Annotated in this window: 16 protein-coding genes; 6 read left to right on the plus strand and 10 right to left on the minus strand. The window is 61.2% G+C overall.

Translation table 11 applies throughout. The features are described 5' to 3' along the window. Positions 1-195: 195 nt before the first annotated feature. Entirely contained in the window at positions 196-1,317 is a 1,122-nt protein-coding gene (locus N5C28_RS18855) for a GGDEF domain-containing protein (RefSeq protein ID WP_279824691.1), read from the plus strand. On the opposite strand, the gene N5C28_RS18860 is transcribed toward N5C28_RS18855, so the two are convergent. Next, positions 1,318-3,249 (minus strand): methyl-accepting chemotaxis protein, encoded by a 1,932-nt coding sequence (locus tag N5C28_RS18860; protein WP_279824693.1) that lies wholly within the window; start codon positions 3,247-3,249, stop codon positions 1,318-1,320. Positions 3,250-3,547: 298 nt separating this feature from the next. Here N5C28_RS18860 and N5C28_RS18865 point away from each other — a divergent pair, with 298 nt between their 5' ends. Continuing rightward, positions 3,548-4,201 carry a response regulator transcription factor gene (locus tag N5C28_RS18865; protein ID WP_279824695.1) on the plus strand — a complete coding sequence of 218 codons (654 nt, stop codon included), beginning with the start codon at positions 3,548-3,550 and terminating at the stop codon, positions 4,199-4,201. A 3-nt stretch (positions 4,202-4,204) separates the two neighbouring features. Here the strand turns inward: N5C28_RS18865 and N5C28_RS18870 are convergent, their stop codons facing one another. Continuing rightward, a complete protein-coding gene (locus tag N5C28_RS18870) occupies positions 4,205-5,836 on the minus strand; it encodes a hybrid sensor histidine kinase/response regulator (protein WP_279824696.1) in 1,632 nt (543 codons plus the stop codon). Between the two features lie 196 nt (positions 5,837-6,032). On the opposite strand from N5C28_RS18870, the gene N5C28_RS18875 reads away from it, so the two are divergent. Next, a complete protein-coding gene (locus N5C28_RS18875) occupies positions 6,033-6,404 on the plus strand; it encodes a hypothetical protein (protein WP_279824697.1) in 372 nt (123 codons plus the stop codon). Between the two features lie 336 nt (positions 6,405-6,740). On the opposite strand, the gene N5C28_RS18880 is transcribed toward N5C28_RS18875, so the two are convergent. Then, the gene (locus tag N5C28_RS18880) at positions 6,741-7,049 is read right to left on the minus strand and encodes a DUF3077 domain-containing protein (protein ID WP_279824698.1); all 309 of its coding nucleotides are present in this window, start codon (positions 7,047-7,049) and stop codon (positions 6,741-6,743) included. A gap of 403 nt (positions 7,050-7,452) precedes the next feature. On the opposite strand from N5C28_RS18880, the gene N5C28_RS18885 reads away from it, so the two are divergent. From N5C28_RS18885 to N5C28_RS18895, 3 genes are all read left to right on the plus strand, one after another. Continuing rightward, positions 7,453-8,883: a hypothetical protein gene (locus N5C28_RS18885; RefSeq protein ID WP_279824699.1), complete on the plus strand. Its 1,431-nt coding sequence runs from the start codon at positions 7,453-7,455 to the stop codon at positions 8,881-8,883. Positions 8,884-8,961: 78 nt separating this feature from the next. Continuing rightward, positions 8,962-9,789, plus strand: coding sequence for a hypothetical protein (locus N5C28_RS18890; protein WP_279824700.1), 828 nt, complete (start codon positions 8,962-8,964; stop codon positions 9,787-9,789). A gap of 67 nt (positions 9,790-9,856) precedes the next feature. Then, positions 9,857-10,321 (plus strand): hypothetical protein, encoded by a 465-nt coding sequence (locus N5C28_RS18895; RefSeq protein ID WP_279824701.1) that lies wholly within the window; start codon positions 9,857-9,859, stop codon positions 10,319-10,321. A gap of 60 nt (positions 10,322-10,381) precedes the next feature. On the opposite strand, the gene N5C28_RS18900 is transcribed toward N5C28_RS18895, so the two are convergent. The 7 genes from N5C28_RS18900 to N5C28_RS18930 all read right to left on the minus strand — a co-directional run bounded on the left by N5C28_RS18900 (position 10,382) and on the right by N5C28_RS18930 (position 24,441). Further along, positions 10,382-10,999, minus strand: a complete 618-nt coding sequence (locus N5C28_RS18900; RefSeq protein WP_279824702.1) for a DUF6862 domain-containing protein — start codon at positions 10,997-10,999, stop codon at positions 10,382-10,384. Positions 11,000-11,369: 370 nt separating this feature from the next. Continuing rightward, complete coding sequence (locus N5C28_RS18905; RefSeq protein WP_279824703.1) at positions 11,370-11,624, minus strand: hypothetical protein; 255 nt, start codon at positions 11,622-11,624, stop codon at positions 11,370-11,372. A gap of 366 nt (positions 11,625-11,990) precedes the next feature. Next, positions 11,991-12,656 carry a hypothetical protein gene (locus N5C28_RS18910; protein WP_279824704.1) on the minus strand — a complete coding sequence of 222 codons (666 nt, stop codon included), beginning with the start codon at positions 12,654-12,656 and terminating at the stop codon, positions 11,991-11,993. 379 nt (positions 12,657-13,035) lie between these two features. Continuing rightward, complete coding sequence (locus N5C28_RS18915; RefSeq protein WP_279824706.1) at positions 13,036-13,308, minus strand: hypothetical protein; 273 nt, start codon at positions 13,306-13,308, stop codon at positions 13,036-13,038. A 358-nt stretch (positions 13,309-13,666) separates the two neighbouring features. Continuing rightward, a complete protein-coding gene (locus tag N5C28_RS18920; RefSeq protein ID WP_279824708.1) occupies positions 13,667-14,161 on the minus strand; it encodes a transposase in 495 nt (164 codons plus the stop codon). Between the two features lie 224 nt (positions 14,162-14,385). Further along, a complete protein-coding gene (locus tag N5C28_RS18925) occupies positions 14,386-14,787 on the minus strand; it encodes a hypothetical protein (protein ID WP_279824710.1) in 402 nt (133 codons plus the stop codon). 3 nt (positions 14,788-14,790) lie between these two features. Further along, positions 14,791-24,441 carry a DUF637 domain-containing protein gene (locus tag N5C28_RS18930; protein ID WP_279824712.1) on the minus strand — a complete coding sequence of 3,217 codons (9,651 nt, stop codon included), beginning with the start codon at positions 24,439-24,441 and terminating at the stop codon, positions 14,791-14,793. Positions 24,442-24,447 lie beyond the last annotated feature (6 nt).

The raw sequence follows: 24,447 nt of genomic DNA on the forward strand, positions 1-24,447 counted from the left end.
CAATCCGGCGGTGCCACGCTCTCACACGCAACATCAGAAGCCCGCGCCATCAGGCGCGCGGTTTCGATCAAGCCAGGCCGGCAAAGTTCCCCAGCGGCACCGCCGTACCAACATGCGCCCAATGATGATGGCAATGTGGCACTTCTGCCGCGGCTCAAGCACTATGTAGCTGGACGCAGTTTTGTGATCACAGCCATGAGCCCAACCGAAGCCCCTCGCCAGCCCCATGCCTTCGCCCTCTGGCGCGAGGCCCAGGACACCCGGATTCGCACGCGCCTGGGTGGAATCTACTACCTGTTGGCCTGGCTGCTGACCTGGCTGTTCAGCGCGGCGCCCGGCGAACAATGGCTGCTGTGCCTGGTGGGCAGTGGCTTCTTCGCCCTGATGCTCGCCGCGCGCCTGCTGCACCGCCTGCCCGAGGACGATTCGCCCCAGGCGATGCAAGGCTGGATCGACCGCCACTGGATTCTGATATTCGTCACCGGCCTGGGCTGGGGCCTGGCCCACGCCTGGTTCCTGTCCGACTCGCTGTTCGCCGACTCCAAGCTGATCGCCACCCTCAGCACCATCGCCTTCACCACGGCCCTGGCGTTCAACTTCCCGATGCGCAAGGGCCGCGCGGTGATCGCCCTGCTCCTGCTGTACCTGCCGGGCCTGAGCGCCATGGCCCTGGACTGGGAACAGCAGCGGGTCACGCTGGTCACCCTGGCGTTCTACCTGACCTACCTGGTGCTCGCGCTCACCCGCAGCCACCGCGAGTACCGCGACACCCTCAACCTGGAAATGAAACTGCTGGAGCACCAGGAGCGGCTCGAAGTGCTGACCCGCACCGACAGCCTGACCCAACTGGGCAACCGCTACCAGTTCAACAGCCTGTTCCCGGTGATGGTCGCCAACGCCCAACGCCAGCAGCACTCGCTGTCGCTGGTGCTGCTGGACATCGACTTCTTCAAGCGGGTCAACGACGAACACGGCCACGCCTGTGGCGATGCCTGCCTGAGCGCCTTCGCCGAGCGCATGCGCCAGGTATTCCGCCGCGACAGCGACGCCCTGCTGCGCCTGGGCGGTGAGGAGTTCGGCGTGCTGATGCCCAACACCTCGCTGGAACAGGCCCACCAGTTGGCCGAGAGCTTTCGCCACGAACTGGCGCTGCAAGGCTTCGAGGTGAACGGGCTGAGCCTGCCGCTGACTGCCAGCCTGGGCGTCGGCTGCTTCGACCTGCAGCGCGACGCCTGTGCCGAGAGCTTCTTCAAGCGCGTCGACGACGCCCTTTACCTGGCCAAGAGCGCCGGCCGCAACCGCCTGGTCCAGGCTTAACTACAACCGAAAGCTGCCCATCTGCCGGGTCAGGTCATCGGCCAGGCCGCGCAGGGTCTGGCAGTCTTCCCGGCAGCCGCGCACCTCTCCGGCCGTGGCGTGAGCCAGGTCGGCGATGCCCTGGACGTTGCGGTTGATCTCCTCAGTAACCGAGGTCTGCTCCTCGGTGGCCGCCGCGACCTGGGTGTTCATGTCGTTGATCTTCTCCACCTGCCCGGTAATCGCGCCGAGCGACTGCCCGGTGCGCTGACTGGCCTCCACCCCGGTGCCGGTCGCGGCCTGGCCGGCGTGCATGGAGCTGACCGCCGTCTCCGCGCCCTGCTTGAGACGCTGGATCATCTGCTGGATTTCATCGGTGGAACTCTGGGTGCGGCTGGCCAGGGTGCGCACCTCGTCCGCCACCACCGCAAAACCACGCCCCATCTCGCCAGCCCGGGCTGCCTCGATGGCCGCGTTGAGCGCCAGCAGGTTGGTCTGCTCGGAGATGCCGCGGATCACCGCCAGCACCTGGTCGATGGACGCCACCTGCTGCGCCAGCTCGGTGACCGCCTCGGCCGCGCCGCCGATTTCCGACGACATCTTCTCGATATGGCCGATGGACTGCCCCACCACCTGACGCGCCTGCTGCGCCTCTTCCCGGGCGCTGTGCGAGGCCTGGGCGGCGCTGCTGGCGTTACGCGCGATCTCCTGCACGGTCAGCCCCATCTCGTGCACCGCGGTGGCCACCATGTCGGTCATTTCCTGCTGCTGGCCGGCGCGCCCGGCGGTGTTCTCCACCACCTGCGCCACCTGGCTGACAGCGCCGCGCAGGCGCTCGCTGGTGGCCAGCACGTCGCTGATCAGGCTGCGCTGCCCGCCAATGAACCGGTTGAAGCCCCGGGCCAGATCGCCCAGCTCGTCGGCGCGGGATTCGTCCAGGCGCCGGGTCAGGTCGCCGCCGCCCCCGCCGATTTCCACCAGCGCGGCGGTCACCTGGCGGATCGGCCGCACCAGCCCCCGCGCCAGCAACACCACCAGGCCCAGGAACAGCAACGCCACGCCAATGCCCACCAGGCTGGTCATCAGCAACGCCTGGCGCGCCTCGGCGTAGATCTCTGCCTCCGGCACCTCGCTGACCAGCAGCCAGTCGAGGCTATCCAGCTTCTGCGCCACCGCCAGGAAGGTCTCGCCCTCGCGCTCGAAGCGCACGGCCTTGCCGCCGCTGGCCAGCAGTTCGGCCGTGGGGTCGGCGCCAAACAGCTGGCTCAACTGGCCGCTGCCATTGAGGGTGGCTTGCGGGTGAATCTTCACCCCGCCCTGGCCGTCGACTAGGAACACCTGGCCGCGCTCGCCGAAGCGGAAGTCGCGGATCATCTCGGACATCGCCGCCAGGCTGAAGCCCAGGCCAGACACGCCCAGCGTCTTGCCGTCGCGCTTGATCCGCTGGTTGATGAACAGGGTCGGCAGGCGCGTGCCCTTGTCGATGTCGATCTCCAGCACGCTGTCGCGGGTGCCGTCGACCAGGGCGTAGAACCACTGGTTCTCCGGCTGGTTGCGGTTGATGGTGCGCGCCAGGCCCTCGCCCGTGGTGTAGTTGCCGCTTTCCAGCGCGGCAATGGAGGTGGTCAGCGCGCCCTGTTGCACGCGCACGCCCTCCAGGTAGCGGGCGAATTCGTCGCGCCGCGCCGGGTCTTCCCCGTCGGCCAGCCAATCCTGCACCAGGCTGTTGCCGGCGATCCCGGCGTTGGCGGTGATCGGCGCGGTCAGCACCCGCTCCAGCTCATTGCGAATGGCCAATACCTTGGCCGGAAGAGCCTCCTCCAACAGATAGCGTTCCGTCAGGCGGTTGACCACCGCCGAATAGATGCCCACCACGAGCAGGATGCTGGCCAGCAAGGCCGCCCCCATGCTCAGAATCAACTGCCACTGAATACTGCGTTGCCAGAGGCGCATGAAGGAGTCTCCCGTTTGTCGAGACAGGTCGTTTTTATTGGATACAGCATTGTGCACAATTAATGGCGATGTGACAGCCATGCCCCGTTATCGACCGATCGACGGCGTGGCTTGAGGAGCCAGACGCTCGCCCGGACGGATGGCGGCGAGGCAGAGGAACGAGGCGCCGGGCCAGCGGTCCGTAGATCAGAGCGGGTTCGATCCGCATGGCCTGCCGGGCTTCCTTGCCCCGGCGGCTGACCGACAGACTGAGAACCAGACGCTGGTATCACCCCAGAGATGACCGTAGGCTGGAGCCATGACGGAACACGCGCCCCTATCCAAACAATCGCCACACGATCGCATCATAGTGGCCGACGATCATCCGGTATTCCGCGACGGATTGAGCCGGATCGCGCAACGCGTCTTCCCCCACGCCAGCATTCTCGAAGCGGGCGACATGGACGAAGTGCTGCGCCTCGCCCAGGACGGCCCGGCGCCGAGCCTGTTCATGCTCGACCTGCTGTTTCCCGGCCAGTCGCCCCAGGCAGTGATGGCCTTGCGCCAGGCCTTCAAGCGCAGCTCGATCGTCATCGTGTCGATGGTCGACAACCGGGCGCTGATCGATGAGGTGATGGCTGCGGGTGCTGACGGTTTCATCGGCAAGGCCACCCCACCTGACGAGATCGTCGACGCTCTGCTGGCCGTGCAGGCCGGTGAATTCGTGCTGACCCTCGGCCCGGCGGGCCTGCCGGCCTTCGCCAGCGAAAGCGGCCCGCTGGACCAGCTGACACCGCGCCAGCACGAGGTGCTGCTGCAGGTGGCGCGCGGCCTGTCGAACAAGGAAATCGCCCGCGAGCTGGCCATTTCGCCCTTCACGGTGCGCATCCACGTGTCCTCGCTGCTGCGCACCCTGGATGTCAGCAGCCGCGCCGCGCTGGCGGCCCTGGCGGCCAAGGCGGGCCTGGGCTGAGCCTCAGAGCGCGGGCTGCTCCAGCCGCAGCGCCACCAGCAGCGAGCGCAACTCCGCCGGGTGCACCGGCTTAGACAGCACCGGGATCACCGCATCGTTCACCGCCGCCTGCACCCGCCCGACGTCGTGCCCGGTCAGCACCACGGCGGGAATGTCGCGCCCGCGCAGTTGCCGCACATAGGCGATGCAGTCGGCACCGGACGCCTCGGTGCCGAGGTCGAAGTCAGTGATCAGCAGGTCGAACGGGCGGGCGGCGTGCGGGATGGAGGCATAGGTTTCGACCTCGCAGCCCCATTTCTGCAACAGCGACGCCGTGGCCGTGCGCACGTTGTCATCGTCTTCGATCAAGCACACGCGCAGGCCGTCGAGCATGCGCGGCGCCAGCGGCTCGCGCTTCACCGCAGGGCTGGCAACGACGGGAGCCTGCACCGGCTGCAGGCCATCGATGGCCACCAGGGTGCCTCGCCCCTCCTCGGAGCGCATGCGGATCTCCAGGCCCATCAGGTCGCCCAGGCGCTTGACGATGGCCAGCCCCAGGCCCATGCCTTCCACATCGTTGTCGCGCACCTGGCGCACGCGGTAGAACTCCTCGAACACGCTGTCGAGGTGCCGCTTGGCAATGCCCCGGCCTTGGTCGTACAGCTCGATGCTCACGCCGCCTTCGCGCCGCCGGCAGCCGATCAACACCGGCCGCCCCGGTGCGTACTTCAGGGCATTGGAAAGCAGGTTCTGCAACATGGTGCTGAGCAGCGCCGGGTCGGCGCGCACCTGCAGCGGTGGGCAATGCAGCCGCACCTCGACCCCGGCCCAGCGCGCGGCCTCGGTGTTCTGCTGGACCAGTTGCTGCAGCAGCGTGTGCAGCGCCAGGGTTTCCAGCTGCGGCGCGACCCGGCCGCTCTCCAGCGAATACATGTCCAGGATCGAGCGGAACAGCCGCGACACGCTGTGCAGGGATTTATCGATGTTGTCGACCAGCCGCCCCTGCTCGGCGTCCAGCGTGCCGTCGCGCAGGCAGGCGGTGAACAGGCTGATGGAATGGATCGGCTGGCGCAGGTCGTGGCTGGCCTGCGCCAGGAACTGCGACTTGGCCAGGTTGGCCGCCCGCTCGGCCTCCGCGGACAGGCGCGAGCGCTTGAGCAGCGCATTCATGTAGGCCGGCACCACCACCGTGGTCAGCAGCAGCGTGACCACCAGCAACGGCTGCGCCTGCCAGTACGCGGAAATGCTCGTGGTCAGTGCCAGCGACCCCAGCGCCGCGATCGTCGCCAGCAGCAGGTAGCGCGAGCCATAGCGCAAGCCATAGCCCACCGTGACCCAGAGCAGGATGGCGTAGACCGGCAGCATCGCCTCGCCGCCAAACGCCAGGGTGACGGTGATGCAGCTGTAGTCGATGAGCACGGCGAACAGGCGCCTGCGGGGGCGATTGCCCGGGCGCCGGACGATGTCCAGCCAGAGCACCAGCGACGCCACGCAGAACAGGCTGCTGGCCGAGACGAGCAGCCAGGTGGCCTGCGCAGTGAGCATCGCCTCGTGGTAGGTCCACAGCATGTAGCCGGTGGCCAGGGGCGCGATGACCAGGCGCACCACGGCCTGGGCGCGTTCGGTGTCGTGGGGGCGAGGCGGGGTGGCGGGCATCGGGGTTCCTTGCGAATGCGCCCGGCGCCGCTGCACGGCCCCGGGCGGTTGTCGTCCGAACACACGAAACGCTATCAGCGCCGTGCACCGGGAACCCTAGTACACCCGTACTATTCCGACCCCGGGCAGCGCTCAATAGACTCCTGAGTATCGCTTCGGCACAGGGTCGAGGCCCCGTGACCGAAAGGAGTATCGAATGAACATCAAGGGAGCGCTAGGCACACTGTTCATCGCGCCACTGCTTTTGACGCTGACTGGCTGCCTGGCCCAGAACACTCAGACCCAGGGCCTGCAGAACGGCCAGACCGCCAACGACCCGTGCGCACCGAGCGCCACCAGCAGCCTGATCGCCACCGGCCGCAACCTGCTGCAGATCGGCAGCTCGCTGGTGGAAACCCAGCACAGCATCAACGGCAGCGGCGCCAGCTACGACCAACGCGTGCAGGTCGCAGAAAACGCCCAGCGTGTCGACCAGGGCAACAACGTGCTCAACAGCGTCGAACGCCTGGCCGGCAACGTCAACGGCCCCTGCCCGGCCCCGACGACCGCCGACGCCACCACGCCGTGATCGACAGCGGGGAATAAGCGCGCGAGCGGCCCTGCGGGTTCGCTGCGCGCCCCGGCGTCCGGCCAACCAATCCACCGACGCCACCTGATCGGCCGAGTCGGTATCGGCGGGTGACGCGGAGCGTCACGGGATGCATGCCCACGCAGAGCGTGGGAACGATCAGGCTGAAGAACCTTTTGAAGGCGACAGCTCCCGTGGGAGGCGCTTCAGCGGCGAGCGTTTGGCTGGCATACCCACCCTGTAGGAGCGGCCTTGGCCGCGAGCTCGGCGGCCTATGCCTCACGCCGCTCTAACCGCCGAAGAAAAGCTCGCGGACAAGTCCGCTCCTACGCGGGATCAGCGCCCCACGGGCGGGGCCTGCTGCGCCATGCCTTCGATGCAGCTGCGCAGCGTGGCCTTGGCCATTGCCACCAGGTAGGTGCAGGCGTGGCCGAGCTGTTCGTTATCCACAGGCCCCGGTTCGCTCAGGCGCAGTGTCAGGCCCTGCGCCACGTCCAGCAGGTTGTAGGCATTGTCGAGAGCATCGGCCAACGGCACTCCCGGCAGCACGGCGAACAGCGGCTGTCCGGCGGGGTTGCTGGTGTGGAACGGAATGAGGGTGGTTGCAGCGGCCGCATGGGCCGGGGGCGTGCATGAATCCTTCATGGGTGATGCTCCAAGTTCGTCCATGGAGCTGCCACAAATCGTCGCCAAACGAAATTGGGTGGCAGCCGTGCGCAGGTTGGCGAACCGGGAAACTTGGAACCCGGCAGACCCGAAGGTCTCCCACGCACGGCCACCATGACACAGCATCGCAGGCACAAAAAAAGCGCCTGCAATGGTCGTGGGGCGCCTGTGCGCCAAGTTTCCAAACGGGTCGCCAAACCCGGTCGCCGAATTGGCAGCGACCGGCGAACTATAGGCGGGCGTGGGCGCAACGGGCAAGCGCCATGGCGAAGACGCGGAGTGTGCGGCCGGCCACAGCTAGGGACACCGGAGGAAAAAACGGTCGAAGCCGCCCCTGCCGGGCCGATACAATTCGCGCCTTCGCTCAAAGGACTTTACGCGCATGGACGTTCGCACCCGCTACCCGCTTGCCCTGGGAATTTCATTGCTGGCCTTGGCACTGGCCGGCTGCAGTTCCACCCCAACGCCCAAGGAACCCACGGTCCATCCGGGTCTGGCGGTCTTCGACAACGCCATCGCCCTGCCGGCGAACCCGCACAGCATCGTGCGCGAAGGCGACCGGGTGACCTACCTGGTCACCAGCCCCGACGGTGAGCGCCTGCTCGCACGCTTCGATGCCTCCTGCACCGAGCCCGTCGGCAGCATGTACTACCCGACCGCCCGTGGCCTGGCCGCCTTCGCTGAGCGAGGGGCCGAGGAAAACAGCCTGCCGGACGCCCAGCTCCAGCAATTGCACCACAGCGCCCAATTGCAGCAGGCCTGCACCCAGCGAGCGGTGCCGGACTGGCGCGCCCTGGCGCAGGCCGACGGCGAGGACTGGCTGATGCTTGACCACAACAGCCTGCAACGGGAAAACGGCTTGCTGAGTGTCTGGGTCGGGCACAATCCGCTGCACTTCACCTTCACCCCGAACGGCGCCGCGCTCGTCGGCCATACCCGCGAGCGGCTGGTCATGGACTGCGCGCAGCAGACGCTGATGATGGCCAGCCAGTTCAACCTCATCACCAACGGCGCGGTCTACGGTGGCCGCCTGGAACCCAAGGCGACCCAGCAACCGCTGAGCGCCGCCACGCCTGACCAGCAGCGGGTGTTCAAGGCTGCCTGCCAGCCTGCCGTCGAGCTGGCCAAGCTACCAGCGGCCCAGGAGCGGCAACCACTGCCGCCCCTATTCGATACGCCCGAGGCCGAGCCAGAGGTGCTGGCGGCCATCGAGGCGCTGGCGCTGCCTGCGCCAACCCGTACGCTGCATCAGGTGAACCTTCGCTATACCGTACGGCTCTTCAACGGCATGGACGCCGAAGACCTGCCGCAGGACCACTTCCTCTCCACCGACCCCGCCTCCGGGCAATTGCTGGTGCAGACCCTGGACCCGATCACCAACCCGGCCTCCGTCCACCTCAGCTTCCAGGGCCTGTTCGACCTGGCGTCCCGCTCGCGCAACCGCAAAAGCGGCCAGGAAGAAGCGAACTCCCCGGCGTTGATCGGCCTGAGCTTCACCGGCGACTGGATAAACGTACCCGCGAGCAGCGAGATCAGTTACACCCGCACGTTCCGCAAGACGCCATCCGCCGATAGCGACGCGACCAGCAACGCCAACACCGTCACCTGCCAGGTCGGCCTCGAGCAGGCGGCCAGCCGTCTCCACCCGGCGCTCAAGGGCACGGCCAAGCCGCTCACCTGTATCCGCCTCAAGTCGCGGCTGATGACCTGGGTCGAAGAGCACTGGTACCTGAGCGACTACCGGCTGTTCATCAAGACCAGCGACAACGGCCCGATGGGGCGCTGGGACTGGCAGATCGAATCGATGGAATGACGCTCCCCGATCATGGGGCGCGTGAAGGTTTTTACAGTCAGACGACGGACCTGAACGCAGGTCGATAAGGAGATCGTGTTGAACAAATGGTTATTCGCGCCCCTGGCAGCCGTGCTGCTGAGCGCCTGCACAGGCACCGGCCAGAAGGACGCACGCACGCTGCCTGCCACGGGAAACGAGGCCGCGATCATCGGCATCTGGGCCATGATGCCCCTGCGCAATGGCGTCGCCAACGTGGTGGAGTACACCGCCGACGGCAAAAGCCGGCTGCATGCCTTCAACTGCGCCGAGCAGAAAGACCGGGACGTGGAAGTGGCCGATTACCGCTTCAGCGCAGACGGCCAGACCCTGCACCTCACCTCGCCCCAGCGCGACTTCGACCTGCAAGTGCTGACGCTCACGCCGGGGCTCATGAAACTGGCCATGAGCCTCGAAGGCCTGGACCTGCAATTCACCTACCTCAAAACCGACAAGATCGCCCCGCTGTGCGTCCTGTACGAAAAGTCGGTGGTCGATGCACGCAAGCAGTTGCCCTACCAGGCGGACGACTTCGTTCCCAACCCTGCCATCCCGGCGAACGCCAACCTGGACCGCTACGTGGGGAAATGGGCGGACGACGAGGGCGTCGTGCAGATCGAAGTCATCAAGGACGCCACCGGCAACGCCCGGCTGAACCACGACCCTTCGGAAAACTGGCGCCACCTCTACAACCAAGTGAGCTGGAGCGGGGCTGAACTGCACTACCAGAGCTTCGCCTACTCGGAAAAGCAAAGCCTGTTCACCCACCCCTACCACAAGAGCATGCACCCCTCGATCCTCACGCCCGTGGCCGACCCCGAGAAGATCCAGCACTCCTTCTTCATCGACCAAGAGCGCTTCGACTACATCCTGAATCGGGTGCGCTGAGCCGTGTACCGCCTGGGTAGACAGGTACTGCCCGGGCTGCCGAACTAGACCTTAAGGAGTGACAAGCATGCGAATCATCACCGCGGCACTGGCCGCCGCCCTGCTGACCCTGGGCGGCTGTGCGGACATGCCCACCTACAGCAACATCGGTACGGACCTGGCGACAGTCGATGAGTCCCGCTACACCGTCGTCGAAACCGACACCCACGCCGACCAGCAAGGCCGACGCTTCCTCAGCCTGGAGCCCGACCTGAACATCATCCGAATCAACGACAAGAAAGTCGGCAACATCCCGTTCTCGACCTATTACTACAAGAACGACTCGCCCCAACGCGCCGTCCTCATCCCCGGCCACTACACCATCCAGCTGGAGTACCGCCTGCCCCAGCACTTCCTGTTCGCCGACCTGGAATTCACCGGCAAACCCGGCCAGAAAATCATGGCCCGCTCGCGCTACATCGGCCTTAGCCGACTGGACATTTGGCTGGAAGACGCCGAGACGGGCGAGGTGGTGAGCAAGCGGGTGAAGTGATGGGCGCGGGTCGAAGTGCGAGTCGCCTTGGCTGAGGGGAGCGACACCCCTGAGCCCCCTTCACTGATGGCTCCCACGCTTCGCATGGGCAGAGCCCACCGTATTTTCTTTTGCACCAACCTCATCCGATTTGCTAACCAGCCCCCTCCCTGGACCGGACAAACTAGCAACTGCCAGCAAGGTTTCATCTACAAAGCCTGCCGGCGTCTGCGCCAGAATATCCCGTACGCTCTCAAACTCTCGGGATGGCGAATATTTGGTATAAGCCTCCAGATCATTTCGGATCAGCTCATCATGTAGCGCTCGCCATTCTGCACTGTCCTTGTACGGACCGTAGCTTTCCATCGCAGCAACTGCATTTGCTCGCAATGTTTTACACGTCGCACTGTCCAGTGCCCCTCGGCAGGCGAGCTTGAGCTCCGCATCTCGCTGCTTGTCGAGCAGATCGAGTTGATCACGTCGGTCGCAGGCCCGTTTAATCCCGGATTGGCATGCCTGATGGCTCTCCAAACGCTCTTCGGCTTCAGCGTGGTTCAAGTAGTTGTAACTGGTCGCACTCCCAGCCACCGCCGAAGCCACCTGCAGGCTCTGCTCATCCCCACCCTGCAGCCCAGCGGTAAAGACACCCACCAGCTGAGAGTTCATCACCAGCAGCTTCTGCCGTTGGTCATCGGCCATGTTCTGGTACTGAGCATCCAGCTCAGCGACCAGCAGTTCATGGCCGGTGCCAGATCAATTCAGATCAGTTGAAACTGGCTTACTGCACATCTTCCTTAGAGAGAACGTTTCTGACGAACTTTAGCGGCCGCTCCCTCACAATTAATCTAGACCCGAATATAGTAAGGCTTATGAATGTTTCTGACTTTAATTTTCCCGCCCATCAACTCAATCTCTGTGACTTCGATTTCCTGAGAGCCGCCAACCACCCGTGACTTATCAAGTTCTATAGCACCAAGCCTGACTAAAAAAATGTATAGAGCGTTACGCAACACCGCATCGCATTCATCACAAGTACTATTGATGAAAACTCATCAGCCATATTTAAAATCTAGGAGCTCAGCCCCGTCATTACTGTAGCAAATACTAACCACGCGACAAATGCACCAAAGCCTGAAAGCAGGTTCTGAATTACTTTCTTCCTTCTCGGCATCTCAGATTTGTAGATAGAAACATTCAACGTATACGCCGCAACGCCGAGAACCCCTCCAATTATTCCACCCACAGTAGCCAGCAAAATAGGCCAGCCGCAAAGAACGTGTGCTAGCACTGAGAGCTTCGCTTCTTTTTCACTTTCACTACTCATAAACCACCCCATCAAAAATTTACTCCACTCTAGAAATAACTAGCTAAGCCTAGACATTTAAGAATGAAACAAAAGCAATCTATTCTCGCTCTTCGGAATCATATAAATCCAGCCATACAAAATTTATTACGCCAACCACCAGCACAAAAGAAAATAGAGTACCAGCCCAGAACCGTCGATTGCGAACCATGCCTTCGGTCGCCAGGACATAATCGAACCCAAGTACAGAACTTAACCAAAGCCAGACATGATGCATATTCCATATAGCGAAACAGCATACAAATACAACAGCAATAGTTCGAAAAATGCCTGCCAAACTTCTAAAGTCAAAAAAATCATTACCTTTGTCTTTTCTCACACTCACCTTTAATCACTCTCATTTTTCAACTTATCAAAGACCAAAGGGACACCTTCCCCTACTAACGTATCGGAAAAACTTCCTATGCGTTCGGGATAAGGATTTCTCACCCCGATATTTTGCAAAAGAATTGCCTTATTCGGATCAATTATCGAAGCCCCAATTCGATATGGAAGAACTCCGGCTGCTAAATTTGACATCCCTAGACCAGCCGCGGTGCCAGCAAAACCAGCAAAAGCTCCGATAGCAGCTGCCTCGCCAATATTTTTACTTTCAGAATAAACATAATTATTAGTAGCTGCATTCGCCGCCCCCACCGAAGCGCCAAGCAATGCATTACCTAGCAATTTTCCTCCAGCTAAAGGATAAACCATCCCACCTGTTAGCCCGGCAATCACTGTCTGGCCTGGACGGTACTCGCCACCAACTATCAACTGGCCTAGCGCGTCAAAACCAGAGCTTATTCCACTCCCCATCAATACGGGGCGCACTCCGTAATTGACGAGTAGACCTGCACCGGAAATAGGCAACCCAGCCAACGATGCCACTCCTAAAGTGAAAGCCCGCTGATCAGCCGCTATTTGACTAGGGGTTCGCATATCGACCGTGTTCAAGGTGTACGAAAAACCCGCCGCGCAGGAAATGCATCTAGGGAACTCCAAAACATGCTGCATCTGCTGTGGCTCGGGCCGGATTCCTAGCGATCGGTCATCCCATGCATAGCCACTTGTGTTGTCAGCCACATAGCGGATCGCATCAACGTTCGCGTCTGGCAGTATCTGAACGAAACTCTTCCCGTCCCCACCAAAAATCCATTGCCGCCCTCGTCATAGATCCCATCTGCCGTAACCACCATGTCGGTATTAGCAAATATTCCCTCATCAGGCTTGCTGGAGCGCCTGGCTGGGTCGACGCCATCGTTAAAATAATTACGCCCGCCCTCAAAATTATTGTGACCTTGATATGCTTTCCTTGCTGCCCCATATGTATTTTGGTCGGAAGATCGTTGGGAACAGGGGAGCTTACTTACCTCCTTTGCACCAACTAGTTAAGCTAGAATAACTCTATAATTTTTTTCGCTAACCATGCCTCACTTTTGTCTAGAGATATGTAGCATCCTTCGAATGAGCCGCTTGTCAAAACAAGCCTATGCCTTGCATATTCAATAGCAACCAGAATAGAGTAAGGGCCTTGCTCACGCTTTATTTCTTCTGCATTTAGTTTTTTCAAAACAACACCAACAAACCCCTCAAAGCTTTCTTCTTCATACTCATTAAAATAGACAAAATGACCAAACTCGGAACTAGACTCAGAAAAACGATTCATGCTCACATCCCCAACCCATTATTCACGCTTGCTCTAGACGAATGGGATTTTTCGATAATTTTGCGCCACAAATCATCCCCAGAAAGACCTTGTGACGAGTATTTATTGGCGTTCTCCGAACTATGCCCTATTGGGATCGCTCTTATTCAAAAAATCTGCCATATCTCTGTTAGAGATTAACTCTCTAGCTGTAGACCTTAAATCATTCCTCATGGCAAACGCCTGTTTAGCCTGATCTTCCAGCGACAGTCCTGCATCAACTCGACTGGGAATTTCTGCCTCTTTAGACAAGTACAGGACAATAGGGAACAGACCACGTTTCTACTAGAGATCGGGCGTGACCTTGGGACGCCCAGGCTTACCTCTTGCGGCTCTCCGCCCCAACGCCGCTTCCACTTCGGCAGAAAACTTCTGGACTACCCAATGCGTAATTCCCATTTGTCGCAGCACGTATTTGATCAACCAACCCTGGGTCTAGCTGATAGCGGAACAACTCTCTATAAGCCTCAGCCCTAAGCCCTTCATCTCGACTCAATGCTTGGTAGAGAGGGTGTGCGCAGCACAGCACTGAGCGTTCACCCTGTGCATTGATCCGGTAGCTCGACCAGCGATATTCGGCCGGGTGTTCAACCATGCCTGCACGGATAGGATTCATCTCAATGTATCGATAGCAAGCCAAAACATATGCCTCTTCCTGCATGAGGCAAGAGCGGAAACGACCTTCCCACAGCGTCCCGCTACGGCGGTAAGTACGATTAACATACTGTACGTAGCGCTGCCCTAGCCCCTTCATCATGAGTCCTGCACTATCAGGCCTTTCAGGCGTGACCAACAAATGGACATGATTGGTCATCAGACACCAGGCATGGATCGCACATCCCTGCTTTTTCGCTTGTTCCGTCAATACATCCAGATAAAAATATAGTCCTCGTCAGCGTAAAAACAGGCTGAGCGATTATTCCCTCTCGGTATCAGATGAAGTGAAACACCTGGCAATGAAATGCGTGCTCGACGTGGCATATAGACCTTCCCTCCATGGAATCCCATAACCCTAGACAAATAAACGTGGTCTGTCCCCTATTGTCTTAAAAAATAGTTACCGTCACCTTGATCAAGCAAATAACCTTTCGAGCACATCTCTCCAAGTAAATATAAAACCTCATTCTTATCCACATATCCTCCGCATGACTCAAAGAACTGAAGCAGTCGCCAATCATCAATAATTCTTGGCTCATCAACATACCTATGGATATCTACAACCCAATGTGGCTCACAGGATTTTTTTTCAAAACGCAAACCTGCGCCGTGTTTAACAAACCACCATTGACGACCATCAACGAGTACTTCCCCACTAGCTGGGAAGTCAAGAAGCCATTTAAAGTCCTTAACACTGGGATATAAGGCGGAGAATTCAAGCATCAACCGGCATTGAAGCCTTACAAGGAGAAGCACAGCATTCATATCAACTGATGACTTCACTTTTTAATCCCTCGCTCGAACTTCAGCAGCTTCTCGCATAAGCTGATCAGCCTGTTCTCTGGTTACATTGTGCACATTGACTGGCACATTTTGAACCCCTGCTTTTGAAGCAGCCTGCACGCGATGATGCCCATCAAGAATGATCAGCTTTCCGTCCACATTAGCCGCATCGATAGGGTAGTTAGCATCATACCCATTAGCCTTCATATCCTTTGTCAATCGTTTTACATGTGCCCCAGATATTTCGTCTCGGCCCTGCCTTCCAATTAGGGACTTTGGATGCACTGCTTGTGCACCTCCGCTAACAACATCCGCCCCAACTGCTTTAGGCTCACTACCGGAGTATCGCTGCCAATCCGGATGGTAGGGATTGGCCCTCATCTCGTCCGTGACTTTGCTAAGGCTAGCCAGCTTGGGAACCTCCGCTGCCACTTTTGGACCTGCGTTTTTTAAGAGCGTGCCTGCCATCGCTTTCCCGCCCAGCACCGGAGAAACCGAAAGCCCAACGTCTATTCCCAGCGCGGTTGTTGATGACGCATTCAGCTGAACGACGCTAGCACCCTTGCCCTGCATAATATGCAGGTTATCCAAATAAGCCCTGTAACTTAGCTCCTCCGGAAGATCCGTGACCGCATCCCAAGCTCCTTGAATATCTGTCAGGGCACAAGAAGGGCAATTGGCGGCGCCCATCAACCAGATAGCAGCCTTCGATGGCCCTGAAATCGCGCCTTCAATCGCATTTCCAAACCCGTCCTGACTACCAAGTCCCTTGGCGTTCAAAGCTTCTTGGAAAAATTTAGGGTCAGTTTTGTAGGCTAACGGATCAACCAGAGCGACATCCCGCACCAGCGTATTCAGTGCGTCTCTATCACTGAATAGCTCTTTCAATCCCAATCTCTCGTTGTTGTATTCCGCTAAGGTGACCTGAAAGAGGCCAGACTGGCTCTGGGACAATTCCGCCCTTAAAAAACTAGTCGCCCGCGGGGTATTTCCATCGCTAATACTTAGAGCTTCGTTCCAACCCCTATCGACCATCGCCGCAGCAGAACGCAATAATTCTTCACGTGCAGCCTCTTCCGATATTCCGGCTTGAGCGGCATAACGTTTGACACGCTCATCATCGGAAGCGAACTTAATTTCATCCGGATGCAACTGCCGGTTATACGCCGTCGCGTTCTTCGCCAGTTCCACAGCCTTGGCCATATCGCCACCGGTCGCGCTCGCGGCTGCAACGCCGATCAGCTGGGATACAGCCAGTTCCAGGTTCTTGTTGCCCTTGATGGCGCCGGACAGTTGTTCGATCAGAAGTTCGTTGGCTCCTCCCACCAGGGCGCCCGTTTTGAAATCCCCGCCGGTCGCTTCACTGAGCAAACCACCCACCACTGCATGCAGCGCGACTTTTCCAGGGCTGCCGTCATCCAGCTGGATACCGTCTACCCACTTGCCGCCAGCGAAATCGCCCACGGCATTGAATGCACCGGCCTGCAGAAGATGCTGAACCTGGTTGGTCAAGGCGCTGCGCAGGTTGTCGCCCAGGCTACCGCCCTGCAGGGCGGTTTGTGCTGCGGCCTGAACGCCGCCTTGCACCCCCAGGTAGGAACCGAACTTGGCGAGGTCGGCAGGTTTGCTCAGGTCGAATCCTTTGGTGATTCTGTTGACGTTGTCGCCCGTTACACCGAAGGCACTGTCCAGCACTCCCGCAGTAAAACCTGCGGTTACCGCTGTGGTCGCGTATCCCTTCAAGGAATCGCTGGACGTCACATCCTTAAGTACCGCCCCCAGATCACCACGGTTGTTGATCGTGCTGATGGCAGCCCCACTGGCTGCGGATGTCAGTACGGCGGACGCCATGATGTTGCCGAGACCGGCACTGGTTGCTGCAGTGGTAGCCGTGGCCGCGCTGGCTGCAGCCATCGTAGAGCCAGCAGCGGCGTTGGTGGCGCCTGCCACGATCCCGCTCGCCACCCCCGCTGTCAGGTAGGTCACGATGATGGCGGTCACGATCATCGCCGCGCCGCCCAACCCTGAGTGGCTGTACTTGAAGCTGTCGTGCACTTCCTTGACGCGCATCCAGTCCACGTCGCCGCGCTGCTCCATTTCCTTCAGCCAGGCCAGGCCCGGATCGGCCTTGACCATGGCATCGATGGTCTGGCCGACGGTCTGTTGATCAACCTGCTTGATGTCGATGTTCAGACCGTCCACGGCCTTGATCACGAGGTCGCCCTGGGCGATCAATTGGCTCTGTAACACGGTCTCGTCGGTGGTGCCCTTACCCTTGGCAGAGGTCCACGCCAAGCTGCTTTTGCTCTTCTCGTGGCTCTCCTGATCCAGGTCCTTCACCGCCTCGAAGGTAATGGCACCACCGCTGTTCAGCGTCAGGTCGTTGCCACTGTCCAGACGGGCGCGCTGGTAGCGTTGATCGCCTTCGCTGACCAGCGTCAGGTCACCGCCGCTGGTAATGGAGGTGCCGACATTGCGAATGGTGGTGACTTCGTCGCGCTGGGTTTTCCTGCTGCCCCAACGCCCCTTCTTCTTCATGTCGTAGAGGTAGTAGTCGCTGTTTTGCGCACTGAGCAGGGCGAGTTGTTCGCCGGCATACAGGAAGGCGTCGTCACCGCTACGGAGATCGCTGGCCACCAGCTCCATATCGGCGCCCGCCACCGCAATCAGGCTGCCACCGGCCCCCACTTCGGCTTGCTGCTGGCTGACGCTGGTTTCAATGCGCTGGGTCTTTTTGCCCGCGTGCTTGCGGTACGACTCGTCATGGCTTTCGTTGGCCGCAGCGGCTACCACCAGATCGCCCGCTGCCTGGAAGTTGATATCGCTGGTCGCCTGTACGCGGCTGGCAACGATGCCCAGGTCACGCCCGGCGCTGATGGCCAGGTCGCCGCCTGCCTGCAATTCGCTGGCGTGCTGCACTACCTGGTACTGGTTGCCGGTTTCTCGGCGCCGTTGGTAGCTGTAGCTGTCTTCCTCCCGCTGGCTGGTGATCTGCACGTCGCGCCCGGCCGCCAGGCGTCCATCACCACCGGCCTGAATCACGCTGCCCTGACTGCGAATGTCACGCCCGGCGCCAAGCGCCAGATCGTTCGCTGCTTCGATCCGCGAGGCCGCCGTCACCACGTCGGCACGGTACTGGTAGCCACGGTCTCCACCACTGACCGTGGTAATGCTGCGCTCGTTGATGATGTCGCCAGCGCGGGCACTCAGGCTGACATCACGCCCCGCAATGATCCCGCCTGCCGCGTTGCGGATGCTGCCTTCTGCCAGCAGTTCCAGGCGATTGCCGGCCTCGATCAGGCCACGGTTATCGACATTGGCTGCTTTGGCAGTCAGGTTATTGCTCGCCCGCAGCGTGCCGCTGTTGTTCAGGTCGTTGCCACTGATCAGGGTCATGTCGCGCCCCTGAATCAGCGCGCCGTTGGCCATCAGACGGCCTTCGGCCTGGGCCAGATAGAGCACGGGCACCAGAACTTTTTCGCCCAGTACTTCCTGCTCTTCCATCCACACGATGTCGTGCGTCAGCGCCGCAACCTGGGCGGGACTCAGGCTCACCCCCAGCGACAGGTCCAGCGCATCCTTGCTGGCGATGGCGTTGTCCATCAGGTGACGGAACATGGCTTCGTCGCTGTTTCGCCCGGCAACAAAGCGCTGGCCAGTCCGAGCGATGATGGCTTCGCGGATCAGGCGTTGCTCGTAGAGGCCATCGCCCAGACGTTTCTGCACCTGGTCAGGGTCGTAGCCCAGTTGCCCAAGCATGTAATCGGAGTTGAGGAAACGACCCAGCTCGGTCAAGGCCGGGTTGGTTTCGATCAGGTACCTGTGGTGCCTGCCAGGAATAGCCGGGCGTTCGACACCCTGCAGACCGTTGATCGCCAGAGGCACTGTGGCCCTGGTGGGGCGGCTGGACTGATCACTACCAACACCGCCTGGCAGTGTCATCTCCTGGCCAGGATTGACCACAGCCGGTAAACGCAGATCGGTGTAGTCGCCTGCTGTACTGGCGACGGCTGCCTGGCCCGCCAGTTGGTTGATACGAAACAGGCCGTTCTGCCCGGTGGGCAGGCTGAAGCCTGGCAAGGTCAAGGGGTTGACCTGTTTATGCGCCAGATCGGGAGGCAATTGCGTGGTGATCGCCAGTAGCGGGGCGGCGCTGGCAACCACCGAGGTGTCGACATGTCTGGAGATGTCACCAACATAGGCGGTGGCGGAGCGCAGCACGCTGTTGTTGAGCTGCTCCCTGGCCGTGATATTGACCGCGCCCGCCGCCTGGACGATGGCCGACGCAACGGCACTGCCACTGACCGGTACGACATAAGAAGACTGTTCGAAGTACCCACCGGGGGCGGAACGGATCACCTGGTCACGCGAGAGCGTGGTTGGTGCGTAGTTGGGCGACGCCGGGTTGTTGTACTGGTTGAACAGGTTCGCCTGATGAATGAAGGTGTGGTAGATACCGCGGTCCCGGGTGTACACCCCGGAGCGCAGGTGCCGCTCCTCGCCACCGCCTGCACCGATGTTGTTGAACACGTCGGTATCGATACCAATGTCACCGCCGGCCGACACCGTGCTGTAGCGGTTGTCGAACATGCTGCCGCTGACGTTCAGGTCGCCGCCGGCGCCGATATGCGCGGCAGCAGAGGTGCTGCCGTCGAGGGCTACATCCTCAAAGCGCTCTACCGAGGTGAAATACCACTCGCATCCCCTGCCGTCGCAGAAATCGTCCCAGTAGACATTGATATTGCCCGACACCCGCTGCTGCTCGGTGGCGAAATGGTCGCGCTGGTTGCGCAGGGTCGCCGCCTGGATGCGCAGGTCGCCAGTGCTCTCCAGTGTCCCGGAGTTGTTGTCGACCAGGTTGGCAGGACTGCCAGGAACCTGGCCCAGAATGTCCAGATTGCCCAGGCTGTAGACATCTGCCTGGTAGTTGACGAAATCGCCCACCTGCAGCGTCATGTCTGCACCACTGAAGAGCAGACCACTCTCGTTGCTCAGGTGTGGCGTGGTGATGCGCAGGCCGGCACTGCCGCCAACGGTGCCACGGTTATCCAGTTGCGTCGCGGCTAGGCTCAGGTCGCCTACCGAGGTGAGGATGCCCTGGTTACCCAGCCGACCACTGCTGCTTATGTCAGCCAGACCACCTGCGCTGATGCGGGCGTTCTGCGACATGGCGACATCGGCTGCGCGCAGACTCAGGTCGCCGAGACTGGTCAGGCGGCCTTCGCCGCTGTATCCGCCACTGAGCGTCACGCGCAAGTCGCCATCACTGGCCAGCACGCCGTGGTTGACCCAGGTGTCGCCGCTACCGCTGAAAGCGTCGCTGGCCAACAGCTGGCCGGTGGCGGTCTGGGTGAAATGGCCCACGTTCAGCACCAGACGAGCGGCTTGTAACAGACTGCTGTTGACCCAGGTGGCGGCGCTGACGTCGAGCGCTCCGCCGGTGACCAGACTGCCGCCGGCCGCCAGTACCTGGGCAGTGGTGAGGCCGAAGGTGCCAGAGCCCAGGTGCCGGATACGGCCATCGAGGTTATCCAGCGTGCCGACCTGAAGCAGCAGGTTCGCGTTGGCGGTCTCGATCAGACCATCACGGTTGTTCAATACTTCGATGTCGAAGCGTGTGGCACCGGCGTTGCCCAACGAACGCAGCCTGCCGCCCTGGTTATCAAGGCTGGTGGCGCGCAGCAGCATCTGGCTCGTGCTCTCGATCAGGCCGCCCTGATTATTAAGCGCACCGCCGAGGCTGACGTCGATATCGCGGGCCGATACCTGGCCATTGGTGTTGACCATGCTGTCGGCGCGCAGCTCAAGCGCACCTTCAGCATAGAGGCCGCCGTTTCGATTATTGAATGCCTGAACCTGAATACGACTATCGCCGACGAGCGCCGAAAAATGCCCATCGGCGTTATCGAAATCGGCGCTGGTCACGCCCAGGCTACGCCCCTGCACCGTACCGTCACGGTTGTCGACCAACCCGACGATGTCCAATTGCAGGTTGCCAGCCGCGCTGTCGAGTATTCCGCGCTGATTGTCCAGATTCGCCGCGCGAAGGTGCATATCGCCACCGACGCTGACCATACGACCTTGTTGGCTACTCAGATCGGTATCAGCCCGTACGCTCAGATCACCTTCACTCTGCAGGGCACCACCGTCGTTGAGGACGCTCCGCGCTTCGACGTCCAGGCCATCTGTCTGGCTGTAGATCAACCCATCGCGACGGTTGTCCAGGCCAGCAGCAAGGCGGATCGCCAGTGCCTGACGCGCCAACAGGCTGCCTCCGTCGGCATTGTCGAGGCTGGTGGCAAACAGTGTGAGCAAGCCCTGGCTGGCCAGTTTCCCCCCACGGTTATCGATGTGACTAGCGTCGATACGTAGCGGGCCGACGCTAGCCAGTTGCCCTTGACCGGCATTGAGCAGGTTGCCCTGCAAGGCCAGATTCAGGGCCGCACCGCTGCTGAGCACACCGGCCGTGTTGTCCAGGCTGGTGCCGCGAACGTGCAACGCCTGGCCGGCGACGACCTGTCCTGCCTGATTGTTCGTGTCGCGGGCCTGCAGCCGCAGTTCGCCCTGGGCGCTGATCAGTGCGGCATCGCGGTTGTCCAGCTGCCCCGTGAGGGCGAGGTCGAGCGCGCCCTGGCTGGAGACGATACCGCCGTCACGATTGTTCAGATCAGCAGCCACAAGATGCTGATCACCCCGGCTCACGAGCGCGCCTTCGCCGTGGTTGTCCAATTGGCCACTCAGCGTCACGTTCAACGTGCCATCCTTGCTCGACAGGGTGCCCTTGGCACTGTTGTCGAGTTGACCGCCCTCAATGTCCAGACCCTGCCAGCCAGAGATCAGACCACCCTCGCTGTTGCGCAGGACCTCGGCTTCAAGGCCCAGGGTGTCGGCGCTGATGAGCCGTCCCTGGTCACGGTTGTCCAGGGTGGAGGCAGTCAAGCGGTAGGACTGCGAGGAGAACACTTCACCACCTTGGCGATTGTCCAAAGCCCGCAGGTTGTCGATGTTCAACGGGCCGACGGCTGAGACAAGGCCGCCGCGGTTGTCCAGCAGGCCGTCGCGCATATCCAGAGCAACACCGGCTTCGCCAATCAGAGCACCCTGGCGTTGTATGAGCTCAGCCAAACGCAGGTACAGATCGCCCTTGGCCGAGACTTCGCCTTTATTGCTGGAATCAAGGGTATTGGCGGTCAGGTCGAGGGTGGCGCCGCTGGTAATCAGCCCTCCCTGATTGTCGACCGACATGGCCTCGAGCCGCAGGCCATCCCGCGTTCTTAGCACACCGTTCTGATTGCCCAGAACGCCGAGCTGCGCCTTCAGGTGTGCTTCAGCGAGGATTTGTCCACCCCCGTTGTGCAGCGCCTCGCTGGTCAGTTCCATCCCTGCGCCGCTGGCGAGCAGTCCAGCCTGTGTGTTGTTCAGCGTCGTGCTGTCCAGCCGCAACGTGGTACCTGCCGACAGTGTGCCGCTAGCCCGGTTGTCCAGCTCGTGGACCTGTACATCGAGCTCACGCCCACTGGTGATGATGCCGCCCTCGCTGTTGTCCAGCGTGGCGCTGACGATGCCGACCCGGTTCGTGCTGGAGATTTCCCCGCCACGGTTGTCGACGCTGTCGACCGAAAGATCGATGGCCTCACCCGCCGCAACCCGCCCACCACGGCCGTTGTCGAGCCTGTCGCCCTGCACGCTGAGTACACCCAGGCTGGCCAGTTCACCTCCCTGCTGGTAAAGCTCGCCGACACGCAATGACAGGTCGCCCTTGCCGACGATCCGCCCTTGAGTGGCGTTGTCTACGCGCTCCGCGCTCAGGCTGAGTCGCGTGCCAGCGGACAGCAGGCCGGCGTCACGGTTGTCGAGATAGGTGACGTCCACATGCGCCGCGCCACTGCTGTCGATCACACCACGCCCGCTATTGTCGACGCGCCCCGCGCCCAGGCTCAGGTCATCCGTTGCGAGTAGACGCCCGCCACGGTTGTCCACCTGGGCGGCTTGCATGGAAAGGCGACTGTTGCCGATCAAGGTGCCATCGGCGCTATTGTCCAGCAGCCCATCGACCTGGACCGCCAGCACACCCTGGCTGGTCAACGTGCCCTGGGCGCTGTTGTCCAGACTTCCAGCACGCACCTCCAGCCTTGCAGACGAGGCGACAAGACCCTGGGTATTGCGCAGCCTGCTGGCGTCAACGCTCGCACCCTGCTCGCCGACCAGCCGCCCCTTGCGGTTGTCCACTTCATCGCCAACGATCCGCAGTTTGCCCTGGCTGGAGACTTCACCCTCCCGATTAGCCAGCGTCTCGGTATGCAGCGTTACAGCCCGGCCGGCGGATACCAGGCCGCTATCTGCATTGTCCAGATGGCGGGTATGGACCTGTATTTCGTCACGGGCCAGGATGCGGCCGCCGCGGTTATCCAACGTATCCGCCTGAACACGGGTCGCTGCCTGACCACCGAGTGCCCCGCCCTGATTGTCCAGCGAGTGCCTTGCCTGCACCTGCAAGTCGCGACTGGCAAGCACGCGACCGGTATTACGCAACGTGCCGCCTTTCAGGCTGACATCCCCAAGGGTGTTGCGACTGTTGTCCGTCGCTACGCCGGCCTCGACGATGCCGCTGTTGTCGATGCTTCCAGCCTCTGCCGTGATAGAGCCGGCGGCTGCGAGACTCTTCTGGTTGCTGAGCCTGTCGACGCTCTCAATGACCACATTACCGGCGGCATAGGCCGGCCCGCTTAGCTCGACACTACGCCCTGCCACCGACAGGTTTTCGCTGGCTGCCGTACGCGCCAGGCTCAGGTGTCCATTGGCATCAATCCGAATATCCCCGGCACTGGCCGCCATGTCTCCGGCGAGCTTCACACCGACACCGGCTTCGGTGCCGACCAGGCGGATGGCACCGGCATACATGCCGCCCAGGGCGCTGCTGTCGATCGCCAGCAGTGGCTTGTCGCCGCCCTTGTCGGCCTTGGTCGTGGCGGCCAGGGTGACGGCATCCACGTCGTTGCGACCGGCGACGATGTTCAGGTGGTTGGCATGGATGCCGGCATTGATCCTGGCGCTACGGGTGATCAGGTCGAACTGATCGATGTTATCGGCGTTGAGTCCAGCGCCTTCGATGGCGATATCGCCACCCTCGACAGCGAAACGATCAAGGCGGCCGTTTTCAATCACCGGAATGCCGGTGCTCAGGGTCGCGCGCGGGGTGTTGATGAAGCCACAGCCATCGCAAGTGATGCCATGGGGATTGGCGACGATAACGTGGGCGGCCTGCCCGGCCACCTCGGTGTACCCTTTGAGCTGGCTGCGGTTGCTGCCAGTGACCTCGTTGAGGATGACGCCCGCTGCACGCCCCTGCAGATTCGGGTTGCCGATGATCAGCCCGCCCTGCTGGGTACTTTGCAACCGCTCGGTGGCATTGTTGAGGATCAGGCCCTGCTGGCCGACGTTGTAGTCGGTGAATTTGTTGTGCGAAAGCCCACCTCCACTGGGCGTGGCAATGTTCACGATCGGCACGCCGTTAGCGGCCTGATCCAGACGCGTGTTACCGCCCGCCTGGGCATCGACGGTCAGTTGTGCGGCCGTGGCAACGATAGGATTGAGGAACATCACCCCGGCAAGAATCAGCGCGATGTTCTGGAAAAGCGGGCTGCGAACGTCCATGTGAAG

The organism is Pseudomonas sp. GD03944, assembly GCF_029839275.1.
GTDB lineage: Bacteria > Pseudomonadota > Gammaproteobacteria > Pseudomonadales > Pseudomonadaceae > Aquipseudomonas.

What these genes read in the sequence shown, in the direction of transcription:
- N5C28_RS18855 (WP_279824691.1), top strand. Translation starts at nt 196, where the DNA reads ATGAGCCCAACCGAAGCCCCTCGCCAGCCCCATGCCTTCGCCCTCTGG.
- N5C28_RS18860 (WP_279824693.1), bottom strand. Translation starts at nt 3,249, where the DNA reads ATGCGCCTCTGGCAACGCAGTATTCAGTGGCAGTTGATTCTGAGCATG.
- N5C28_RS18865 (WP_279824695.1), top strand. Translation starts at nt 3,548, where the DNA reads ATGACGGAACACGCGCCCCTATCCAAACAATCGCCACACGATCGCATC.
- N5C28_RS18870 (WP_279824696.1), bottom strand. Translation starts at nt 5,836, where the DNA reads ATGCCCGCCACCCCGCCTCGCCCCCACGACACCGAACGCGCCCAGGCC.
- N5C28_RS18875 (WP_279824697.1), top strand. Translation starts at nt 6,033, where the DNA reads ATGAACATCAAGGGAGCGCTAGGCACACTGTTCATCGCGCCACTGCTT.
- N5C28_RS18880 (WP_279824698.1), bottom strand. Translation starts at nt 7,049, where the DNA reads ATGAAGGATTCATGCACGCCCCCGGCCCATGCGGCCGCTGCAACCACC.
- N5C28_RS18885 (WP_279824699.1), top strand. Translation starts at nt 7,453, where the DNA reads ATGGACGTTCGCACCCGCTACCCGCTTGCCCTGGGAATTTCATTGCTG.
- N5C28_RS18895 (WP_279824701.1), top strand. Translation starts at nt 9,857, where the DNA reads ATGCGAATCATCACCGCGGCACTGGCCGCCGCCCTGCTGACCCTGGGC.
- N5C28_RS18900 (WP_279824702.1), bottom strand. Translation starts at nt 10,999, where the DNA reads ATGGCCGATGACCAACGGCAGAAGCTGCTGGTGATGAACTCTCAGCTG.
- N5C28_RS18905 (WP_279824703.1), bottom strand. Translation starts at nt 11,624, where the DNA reads ATGAGTAGTGAAAGTGAAAAAGAAGCGAAGCTCTCAGTGCTAGCACAC.
- N5C28_RS18910 (WP_279824704.1), bottom strand. Translation starts at nt 12,656, where the DNA reads ATGCAGCATGTTTTGGAGTTCCCTAGATGCATTTCCTGCGCGGCGGGT.
- N5C28_RS18915 (WP_279824706.1), bottom strand. Translation starts at nt 13,308, where the DNA reads ATGAATCGTTTTTCTGAGTCTAGTTCCGAGTTTGGTCATTTTGTCTAT.
- N5C28_RS18920 (WP_279824708.1), bottom strand. Translation starts at nt 14,161, where the DNA reads ATGACCAATCATGTCCATTTGTTGGTCACGCCTGAAAGGCCTGATAGT.
- N5C28_RS18930 (WP_279824712.1), bottom strand. Translation starts at nt 24,441, where the DNA reads ATGGACGTTCGCAGCCCGCTTTTCCAGAACATCGCGCTGATTCTTGCC.